This window comes from Pseudomonas sp. XP1, assembly GCF_053557675.1.
Genome location: NZ_JBNRIJ010000002.1, coordinates 1 through 10,895 on the forward strand (window position 1 = coordinate 1; position 10,895 = coordinate 10,895).

The window sequence follows — 10,895 nt, forward strand, 5'->3', positions numbered from 1 at the left end:
TCGCCACCCCGGACGCCCCGGCGCTGGTGTTTGGCGAGCAGACCCTGAGCTATGCCGAGCTCAACCGCCGTGGCAACCAGCTGGCGCACAAGCTGCGCGAGCAGGGCGTGGGCCCGGACGTGCTGGTGGGCATCGCCATGGAGCGCAGCCTGGAGATGGTCGTCGGCCTGCTGGGTATCGTGAAGGCCGGCGGCGCCTATGTGCCACTGGACCCGGAATATCCCCAGGACCGTCTGAGCTACATGTTCGAGGACAGCGGCATCGCCTTGCTGCTGACCCAGTCGCATCTGCACGAAGCCCTGCCGATCCCGGCCGGCCTGCGCAGCCTGGACCTGGATACCGAGAACTTGGACGGCTACAGCGATGCCAACCCGAACATCGACGTGGCCCCGCTGAACCTCGCCTACGTGATCTACACCTCCGGCTCCACCGGTCGCCCGAAGGGCGCTGGCAACAGCCATCAGGCGCTGGTCAACCGGCTGTGCTGGATGCAGAAAGCCTACGGCCTGGATGCCAGCGACAGCGTGCTGCAGAAAACCCCGTTCAGCTTCGACGTGTCGGTGTGGGAGTTCTTCTGGCCGCTGATGACCGGCGCGCGCCTGGTGGTGGCCCAGCCGGGCGCACACCGCGACCCGCAGCTGCTGGTGGAATGCATCAACCATTACGGCATCAGCACGCTGCACTTCGTGCCGTCGATGCTGCAGGCGTTCATGACCCACGAAGCGGTCGAAAGCTGCGTCAGCCTCAAGCGCGTGGTGTGCAGCGGTGAAGCACTGCCGGCCGAGCTGGCCCGCCAGACCCTGCAGCGCCTGCCGGCGGCGGGCCTGTACAACCTGTACGGCCCGACCGAAGCGGCGATCGACGTCACCCACTGGACCTGCCAGCCGGACGAAAGCATCAGCGTGCCGATCGGCCAGCCGATCGACAACCTCAAGACCCATATCCTCGAAGGCAGCCTGCAACCGGCGGTGCGCGGCAGTGCCGGCGAGCTGTACCTCGGCGGCGTGGGCCTGGCCCGTGGTTACCACCAACGCCCGGCGCTGACCGCCGAACGCTTCGTGCCGGACCCGTTCAGCGACAACGGCGGGCGCCTGTACCGCACCGGCGACCTGGCGCGCTACCGCGCCGATGGCGTGATCGACTACGCCGGGCGCATCGACCACCAGGTGAAGATCCGCGGCTTGCGTATCGAGCTGGGCGAGATCGAGGCGCGCCTGCTGGAGCTGCCGAGNCGGGCGCATCGACCACCAGGTGAAGATCCGCGGCTTGCGTATCGAGCTGGGCGAGATCGAGGCGCGCCTGCTGGAGCTGCCGAGCGTGCAGGAAGCCGTGGTGTTGGCCTTGGACGGGCCAAGCGGCAAGCAGCTGGTGGGTTATGTGGTGCCTGCCGACAGCTCGCAAGACGAAGGTGCATTGCGCGACAGCCTGCGCGAGGCGCTGAAGGCCGGTTTGCCGGACTACATGGTGCCGGCGCACCTGCTGCTGCTCGGCAAGCTGCCGGTGACGCCGAACGGCAAGCTGGACCGCAAGGCCCTGCCGCAGCCGGATGCCAGCCAGTTGCAGGGCGAGTACGTCGCGCCGCAGAGCGATCTGGAACAGCAGATCGCGGCGATCTGGGCGGATGTGCTGAAGCTGGAGAAGGTCGGCCTGACCGACAACTTCTTCGAGCTGGGCGGCGATTCGATCATTTCGTTGCAAGTGGTCAGCCGTGCGCGCCAGGTGGATATCCAGTTCACCCCCAAGGAGTTGCTGCAGCATCAGACAGTGCAGGGGCTGGCCTCGGTTGCCCGGTGCAGCGAAGCACAAGTGCTGGAGCAGGGCGCGGTCACCGGGCCTCTGCCACTTGTTCCGGTGCAGCACTGGTTCTTCGAGCAAGCGCTTGTAGTACGTGACCACTGGAACCAGTCGGTGCTGCTCGAACCTGTTGAGGCACTGGATGCGCACCTTTTGAACATGGCGCTGGGCAACCTGCATGCCCATCACGACCTGCTACGGCTCAATGCCTGGCAGAGTGCCGGGCGCTGGCAGGCCACGATCGGCGCGCCGGTATCGACCGAGCTGCTATGGGTTCGCGAGTGTGTTGATAGCGAGGCGCTGGAACGCTTGGCCGATCAGGCCCAGCGCAGCCTGAACCTGGCTCAGGGGCCACTGTTGCGCGCCGTGCTGGCAACGCTGGCAGACGGCAGCCAGCGGCTGCTGCTGGTCATTCATCATCTGGTGGTCGATGGCGTGTCATGGCGGATCCTGCTGGAAGACCTGCAACAGGCCTACCAGGCGCTTGCCCTCGGCCAGCCGCTGAAGTTGCCGGCCAAGACCAGCGCGTTCAAGGTCTGGGCCGAACAGCTGCAGGCCTATGCCAGCAGCCAGGCACTGCAACATGAACTGCACTACTGGCGTGATCAACTGCAAGGCGCCAGCGATGCTTTGCCTTGCGATCATCCCCAGGGCGAAAACCGGCAGAAGCATGCAACGTCGGTCAGCACTCGCCTGGACCCGCTCTGGACCCGCAAGCTGCTGCAGCAGGCACCGGCAGCCTATCGCACGCAGATCAACGACCTGTTGTTGACGGCATTGGCCCGTGTGGTCAGCCGTTGGACTGCGCAGCCGCAGGTACTGGTACGCCTGGAAGGCCATGGCCGCGAAGACCTGTTCGACGGTATCGACCTGAGCCGCACGGTGGGTTGGTTCACCAGCATGTACCCGGTCAACCTCAGCCCTCAGCCCGAGCTGGCCAGCTCGATCAAGACCATCAAGGAGCAACTGCGCGCGGTGCCCCACAAGGGCCTGGGCTATGGTGTGCTGCGTTACCTGGGGGCTGGTGAAGCTCGGCAGACGTTGGCGGCGCTGGCCCAGGGGGCGATCATCTTCAACTACCTTGGGCAGTTCGATGGCAGCTTCGACCAGCAGGCGAGCCTGTTCAAACCGGCCAGCGAGAATGCCGGGCTGAACCAGGATGAGGCCGCGCCATTGAGCAGCCTGCTGGCGCTCAATGGGCAGGTGTACGGCGGCGAGCTGACACTGGGCTGGACGTTCAGCCGTGAAGTCTTCGATACCTCGACCATCCAGCAACTGGCCGATGCCTATGCAGAAGAACTCAAGGCCTTGATCGACCATTGCTGCCAGGATGACACCCAAGGCCTCACGCCATCGGACTTCCCATTGGCCCGTCTGAGCCAGGCGCAACTGGACGACCTGCCGGTACCTGCTGCTCAGATTGCCGATATCTACCCGCTGTCGCCGATGCAACAGGGCATGCTGTTCCATACCCTGCAGGAGAGCGACGCCGCGCTGTACATCAACCAGACTGCGGTTGATGTACACGGCCTGGACATCGACCGCTTCGTCGCGGCCTGGAACCAGGTGATCGCCAGCCACGACATCCTGCGCACGGTCTTCCTGTCATCGGCCCAGTGGGCGGAGCCCTTGCAGGTGGTGCAGCGTCAGGCCAGTCTGCCGCTGCGCGTGCTCGACTGGCGTGGGCGTGAGGTGACCAGCGACGCCTTGCAGGCGCTGGCAGCCGAAGAGGCTGCCGAAGGCTTCGACCTGGCGTGTGCCCCCCTGATGCGCCTGACGCTGGTTCGAGTGGACGAGCAACGCCTGCACCTGATCTGGTCGCGTCACCACATCCTCATGGATGGCTGGAGCAATTCACGGTTGCTGGGCGAGGTGTTGCAGGTTTATCACGGCCGGCCTGCCAGCCATGCGGGGGGGCGCTTCGGTGACTACATCCGTTGGCTCGCCGAGCAGCCGATGGGCAAGCTGGAGCAGTTCTGGAGCGAGAAGCTGCGTGCCCTGGAGGGGCCGACGCTGTTGGCCGAAAGTGTTGCGCCGCAGGCGGACGGCAAGCTTGTCGGGCACCATGCGCTGTACCTGCATTGGGATGCGCAGCGCACGCAACACCTGCGTGACCAGGCCCGGCGCCTGAGGGTCACGCCCAATACCCTGGTCCAGGCCGCCTGGCTGTTGCTGCTGCAACGCTACACCGGCCAGGCCAGCGTGTGCTTCGGCGCCACAGTGGCCGGGCGCCCCAGCAGCCTGGCTGGTGCAGGCGAGATGCTGGGGCTGTTCATCAACACGCTACCGGTGGTGCAGGCGCCGCAACCCCAGCACATTGTCAGCGACTGGCTGCACCAGCTGCAGCACTACAACCTGGAGCTGCGCGACCACGAGCATGCAGCGCTGGCCGATGTACAACGCTGGGCCGGGCGGCCAGGGCAAGCGCTGTTCGACAGCATCGTGGTGTTCGAGAACTACCCGGTTGACGATCGCCTGCGCGAGGGCGGCGGCGGAACGTTGCGCTTTGGTGAAGTACGTAACCGCGACGTCACCAACTATGCCATGGACCTGGCCGTGCAATTGGGCGAAACCTTTTCGGTAGAGTTCCTGTACCTGCGCAACCGCTTTACCGAAGCCGCTGTCGAGTGCCTGCGCGGCAGTTTCGAAAGCCTGCTGAGCGCCATGCTGGACAATCCCCAGGCCACGCTGGGCAGCCTGGGCATGCTGACGCCGGCGCAGGCAAGGCACGCCGACCTGCGCAACCAGCTTGCGGCACCTGGGCGCGAGCAGCCGCTGCTCGCCGAGCGTATCGCCGGGCATGCCCGTGAACGTGGTGAGGCCATGGCGGTAGTCTGCGGTGGCCAACAGTTGACCTATGCCCAGCTGGACGCTCGCGCGAACCGCCTTGCCCACCACCTGATCGCGCAGGGCGTGCGCCCGGAAAGCTGCGTGGGCATTGCCCTGGAGCGGTCGGTGGAGGTGATCGTGGCCTTCCTGGCAGTGATGAAGACTGGCGCAGCTTATGTGCCACTGGATATCGACTACCCACAAGAGCGCCTGCAGTGGATTGTCGAGGACTCGGCAATGCACCTGCTGGTCAGCAGCAGTGGCCTGCGCCAGCGCTTTACCCAGGTAGCGCGGTGCGTCGAGCTCGACCAGCAAGCGCTGGACCATCTGCCTGCTACTGCACCTGTACAGCGCGCGTGCGCGGATAACCTGGCTTATCTGATCTACACGTCTGGTTCTACCGGCAAGCCCAAAGGTGTGGCGGTGAGCCATGGCCAGATTCGCATGCACTGCCAGGCCATCGCCGGGCTGTACGAGATGGACCTGCACACCCGCGAGCTGCTGTTCATGTCGTTCGCCTTCGACGGGGCGCAGGAACGCTGGCTGTCGACGTTGTCCTCGGGTGGTTGCCTGGTGGTGCGTGACAACCGGCTGTGGACGGCAGAAGAAACCTGGCAGACCTTGCATGCCCAGCGTATCGACATCGCCTGCTTCCCGCCGGCCTACCTGCAACAGTTGGCCGAATTCGCCGATAGCCAGCAGCAGCCCGCGCCAGCAGTGCGGGTGTACTGCTTTGGCGGCGATGCGGTACCGGACGCCCTGTTCGAGCACGTCAAGCGCACGCTGCGCCCGCGCTGGTTGACCAACGGCTATGGGCCGACGGAAACCGTGGTTACGCCTTTGCTGTGGAAAGTGCCGGTGCAACGAACCTGTGAGGCTGTGTACGCGCCGATCGGCGATCGCGTTGGCGAGCGCGCGCTGCACGTGCTGGACCAGCACCTCAACCCGCTGCCCGATGGTGTGGCCGGTGAGCTTTATATCGGCGGAGAGGGCGTGGCGCGTGGCTATCACCAGCGGGCCGCACTCACGGCCGAGCGCTTCGTGGCCGACCCGTTTGCCACGGGTGGCCGACTGTACCGTACCGGTGACCGGGTGCGTCGCCGCGCCGATGGCGTCATCGACTTCCTCGGGCGGCTGGACAACCAGCTGAAGATTCGAGGGTTCCGCATCGAGCCGGGAGAAATCGAGGCACGCTTGCGCAACCTGGCTGGCGTGCGCGATGCCGTGGTGGTGGCGCGTGACATCAGCACGGGCAAGCAACTGATCGGCTACGTGGTAACGGACAATGCCGATACCCGCGCCGAGCAATTACGTGATGCCCTGCGCGCCGACCTGCCGGATCACATGGTGCCGGCACAGCTTGTACTGATGCCGGCGCTGCCGCTCACCCCCAACGGCAAGATCGACCGCAATGGCCTGCCGGCACCCGAGTTTGCCGCAAGCCGGGCATGGGTTGCCCCGCGTAATGCGATCGAGCAGGCGCTGGCAGCGATCTGGCAGGAAGTACTGCAAGTCGAGCAGGTCGGTGTCGATGACAACTTCTTCGAACTGGGTGGTGACTCGCTGCGCGTGCTGAAGATGCTGTCCAAGGTCCGCGCCTGCGAGGATTTGCCTATCGAACTGAAACTGCGTGATGTGATTGCCCGGCCGACCATCGCCGAGTTGTCGGGTTATGCCCCCGACGATGCCAGCCTGGACCCGCTGTTGTTGCTGAACAGCCGAGTGAGCGTGAGTACGCCGCTGTTCTGCCTGCATGCCGGGTTTGGCACGGTGTTCGATTACGAGCCATTGGCGCGCCGGCTGGAAGGCCGTTGCACGGTTTATGGCCTGCAATGCCGGATGCTGCTGGATCACGCCTGGGTGGATGATTCGCTGGAAACGATGGCTATCGATTACGCACAGTACATTCGGCAGAAGCAACCCGAAGGGCCTTATCAGCTGGCAGGTTGGTCGCTGGGCGGCACCCTGGCGGTGTTGGTGGCCAAGGAGTTGGAAAGCCAGGGGCAGCGGGTTGCGGTGCTGGCCTTGGTGGACAGCTTCGTGCCCTCGACCAGGCAAGCCGTGCAGGAAAGTGACTGGAGCGCCGACCTGCGTGGCTTCCTGGCGGTGATTCTCGGGGTTTCGGCCGATGCACTGGTGCTGCCGATCGTGCCCGCCGGCAGTACTCAGGATGCCCTGGAGCGCGTGATCGGAACGGCAAGGGCCGCACAGGCTGCACAGTCGGCCTATGCCGAAATCGGCAACGCTGATCTGGCGCAGACCTTTGTTGTGGCAATGAAACTCAAGGCGCTTTCGCGTCAATTGCGCCAGCTACCGTCTACCGAGGCAGCGGCAAGTTGCTGGTGGGCGGGGGATGGCGCGCACGCGGGTGGCATTTGGGGTAGCTGCCAGGACATTGCTGTTGATGCCGGGCACTATGACATCCTCGAACAGGTGGATGTCCTTGAGGGGATGATCGCCAGGCTGTTGCTGGCAGATACGATCAGCCCGTAAACCTGCTCACTCTTTGTAGGAGCGGCCTTGTGTCGCGAAAGGGCTGCAAGGCAGCCCCGGCAATTCCTGCATAACTGCTGAGCCCCCGGGGCCGCGTTGCGGCCCTTTCGCGACACAAGGCCGCTCCTGCCGAAGACCATGCAGGCATGAAAAAGGCGACCTCCAGGGTCGCCTTTTTTCGTTCTGCTGATCAGAAATCGTAGCGCAGGTTCAGCGTCGCGTTTCTCGGCGCGCCATAGTGGCCATAGTTGCCGGCCAGGCCTGCGTAGTACTTTTTGTCGAACAGGTTGTCCACGTTCAGCGTGGCGGCCAGGTGCTCGCTGATCTTGTAGCGGGCCATCAGGCTGGCCACGGCGTAGTCTTCCTGGGTGATGCGCGTGTTGTAGCGGGTGGCCAGGGATTGCTGGGAGTTCCAGTTGACCCCACCACCAACAGTCAGGCGCTCCCATTCGCCGGGCAGGCGGTAGGTAGTCCACAGGCGGAATGTATCCAGCGGCAGTTGAGATGTCAGGCGAGTGCCATTGGCATCTTCCGTGCGGGAGTGGCTGTAACCGGTATGAACTTCCAGCCCGCGAGCCACTTCGCCGGACAGTTCAAGATCAATACCTTTGGTTTCGGCGCCGCTGACCGCGCGGTAAGCGGTGGAGTTAGGCACGCCCGGTACGCTGAAGCCGGTGTCTTCCTCTGCAAGGTTGTCGCGCTTGATGAGGTAGATCGCCGCGTTGGCGTTCAGGCGGCCGTCGTAGAATTCACCCTTCCAGCCCATTTCATAGTTCTGCCCGATTACAGGGTCCAGCACCTTGCCGGTACGGTCGCGGCTGGTCTGTGGCTTGAAGATATCGGTGTAGCTGGCGTACACCGATTGCTCATCGGTCAGGTCGTAGATCAGGCCGGCGTACGGTGTTACCTCTCCGCGCTCATTCAGTTGCGTGGGGTTGCCGTTGCCAGTGGTCAATACCACCTGGTTCGAGTCCGAACGGTAATTGGTGGTACGGGCACCGAGAATCATGTGCAGGTCGTCGGTGAGGTTGAACCGGGTGGCAATGAAGTAGCCGGTCTGGCGGATAGTCAGATCATAATCCAGCAGTGGCGAATAGTTGCCAGGTTGCGGTATGCGATTGCCCCAGGTGTAGAAGTTGAATGTGGCTTCCCCAGCTGTTCCGGTGAAGTGGTTGTTCTCGTAATCCATGTAGTCGAAGCCGGTAACCAGTTCGTGGGTCTGGCCAAACAGCTCGAAAGGCCCCTGCAGCGTGATGTTCATGCCCCGCTGAACCTGATGGGCATCGACTTGCAGCAGGTCGGACTTGGCGTTGCCGGTGGCTTGATCGAGGGTAGAGACCCCGGCACCGGTGCGATAGAACGCCGACAGCGAGTCGCGATCGACATCCATGTAGTTGCCGGCCATTTTCAACTGCCAACCATTGCCAAGCTCCTGATCCAGGCCGAAGGAGTAGTTCTTGGTGGTGTAGTCTTCATACATCCAGCGCGGCCCGGAACTGGTCGAGCGGGAGAAGTTGGTGGGCTGGCCATTGCTGAAAAACAGCGGCACACCTGGCGCGCCATTGGCGTCGTAGGTCTGGTAGTCCATGCCGAAGCGCACGGTGGTGGTATCGGTCAGGTCTGCTTCGAGCACGCCGTAGACCAAGTCACGGTCCTGGCTGTACCAGTCCATGTAGCTCTGGTTGCTCTGCTTGGCGGCCACCAGGCGGCCACGCAGCTTGCCGCTTTCGATCAGCGGGCCGGAAACGTCGGCCTCGGTGCGATAGTAGTCCCACGAGCCCACACCGGCCTGCACATACGACTGGAATTCTCGCGTGGGGCGCTTGCGTACCATGTTGACCACACCGTTGGGCTCGCCCGCACCGGTCATCAGGCCAGTGGCACCGCGGACGATCTCGATGCGGTCGAACATGGCCATGTCCATCAGGGTGTTGGGCATGTTGCGCGTCAGGTAGTCTTGCGTGGTGTTCACGCCATCGAGCTGGTAGGTACTGATTTCCGAGCCGCGCGAATAGATGTGAAAGCGCTCGCCACCGTCCTGGGACATGGTGATGCCCGGGTTCTGCTTCAGCACGTCGGTAATGGTCGCCAGGTGCTGGTCGTCCATTTGCTGACGGGTGATGACGCTGATGCTTTGTGGTGTTTCGCGTATCGACAGGTTCATGCGGGTGGCCGTGCTGGTCACGCCGGTAGTGTAGGAACCCGTGCCTTCGGTAGTGGCCCCCAGGCCCACGCTATTGACGTTGGTCGCCGAAAGCTCGACCTGACCGTCCTTTGCGGCTGAACTCGCTGTTACCGTCACGGTGTTGCCGTCGATCTGATAACGCAGCCCGCTGCCGCCCAGCAGGATGCGCAGGGACGAAGCTAGGTCGTGGCGCCCTTTGAGTGCAGAGGAGCGCAGGCCACCGATATCTTCCGGGCTGTACAGCAACTGGGTATCGGTCTGCCTGGCCAGTGCCTGCAACGCCGAATTCATCGACTGCGCAGGAATATCCAGGGTCCACTCCTGTGCCTGCACCTGGGCAACCATCGCAGCGGATATCGCCAGGCCCAGGCCGATGCGTGTGAACGCGCGCTGGGGACGAAGGGAATGACGGATCAGTAATGCTTTGGCAAGCGGGTTGAGCGGGCCGGGGAGGGACTTGGACATCTATTGCGGTCTCGTTGGCAGAGGGTTTTTTTCTATGTCAGCTATAGGACGCAGCACCTGTTAAAAACCGGAACGATTCTTATTGGCGATTTTTTTGGCCGGTGCTGCGTTAACCGCGTCACAACTTCACAGTTCGCGTGCTACGCGAAAGCCGAGGAAGTCCCCCCGGGTGGTCTTGAGGCGGTCGTTGCGGTTGGCCGAGCGGGAGAAGATCGGCGGCTCGCCCCAGTCGTTGCCGCGCATGTGCGCGCGAATGCACTTGGGGTCCTGGATCCAGGCGCTGCCGTCGGTGGGGGCGCCTTCGTAGCTGTCGTGGTAGCAGTCGGCGACCCATTCGTAGACGTTGCCGTGCATGTCGTACATGCCGAAGGCATTGGGCGGGTAGCTGCCCACCGGGGCGGTGAAGGCATGACCGTCCTTGGGGCCATAGGTGTTGGCGTGCTTGCTGATCTCGTACTTGCCCGGTTCGTCGAAGGGGAAGGGGAACGGGCCGCTGGAACCGGCACGGGCGGCATATTCGCGTTCGGCTTCGCTGACCATGCGGTACGGTTTGCCGGTGGTTTTCGCCAGCCATCGGGTGTAGGCCTGCACCTCGTCGTAGTCGACGCACACCGCCGGCTGGCGGGGGCCTTGCTTGTAGCTGGGCTTGCTGGCTTCGCACCAGCGGCCGGGGCGCTCGTCGCCGCTCTTGATGACGGTGCCGGTGGCCTTGATGTAGGCATCCAGTTCGCCGGCGGTGACCTGGTAGCGGCTCATGGCGAAGGGCTTGGCGAAGGTCACGGTGTGCAGCGGGCCCTCGTCGGGTTGGCGGCCGACTTCGTCATCGGGGGCACCCATCACGTAGCTGCCGGCGGGCAGCACGACCATCTCGGGGCAGTCCTTGCAGTCCTTGAACACGTCGCCGGGCTTGGCGGCGTGGGCGTAGGCGCTGACCAGCAGCAGGCAGGTGATCTGGGCTGGCCGGTAGCGCCAGGTGGATATTTTCATCGGTAGGCCTCGAAACGGGTGAATGCGGGCTGCGTTTCGCATTCAGACGAGCCGGGGCGGTGAGAAATTAACCAACATCCAAGGTAGCGCGGTCTTATTGTGGGAGCGGGGGGGGGGGGGGGGGGGGGGGGGGGGGGGGGGG

At 63.8% G+C, this 10,895-nt stretch carries 2 protein-coding genes and 1 pseudogene; 1 reads left to right on the forward strand and 2 read right to left on the reverse strand.

Going from position 1 to position 10,895, the window contains the following annotated elements:
- Positions 1–7,116: pseudogene (locus tag ACK1U9_RS02330) on the forward strand (amino acid adenylation domain-containing protein); the annotation flags it as partial.
- 190 nt (positions 7,117–7,306) lie between these two features.
- Here ACK1U9_RS02330 and ACK1U9_RS02335 read toward each other — a convergent pair.
- The gene (locus ACK1U9_RS02335; RefSeq protein ID WP_196173055.1) at positions 7,307–9,766 is read right to left on the reverse strand and encodes a TonB-dependent siderophore receptor; all 2,460 of its coding nucleotides are present in this window, start codon (positions 9,764–9,766) and stop codon (positions 7,307–7,309) included.
- 126 nt (positions 9,767–9,892) lie between these two features.
- On the reverse strand, positions 9,893–10,753 hold the full coding sequence (pvdO, locus tag ACK1U9_RS02340) for a dihydropyoverdine dehydrogenase (RefSeq protein ID WP_449109679.1): 861 nt from the start codon (positions 10,751–10,753) through the stop codon (positions 9,893–9,895).
- Between the last annotated feature and the right edge of the window lie 142 nt (positions 10,754–10,895).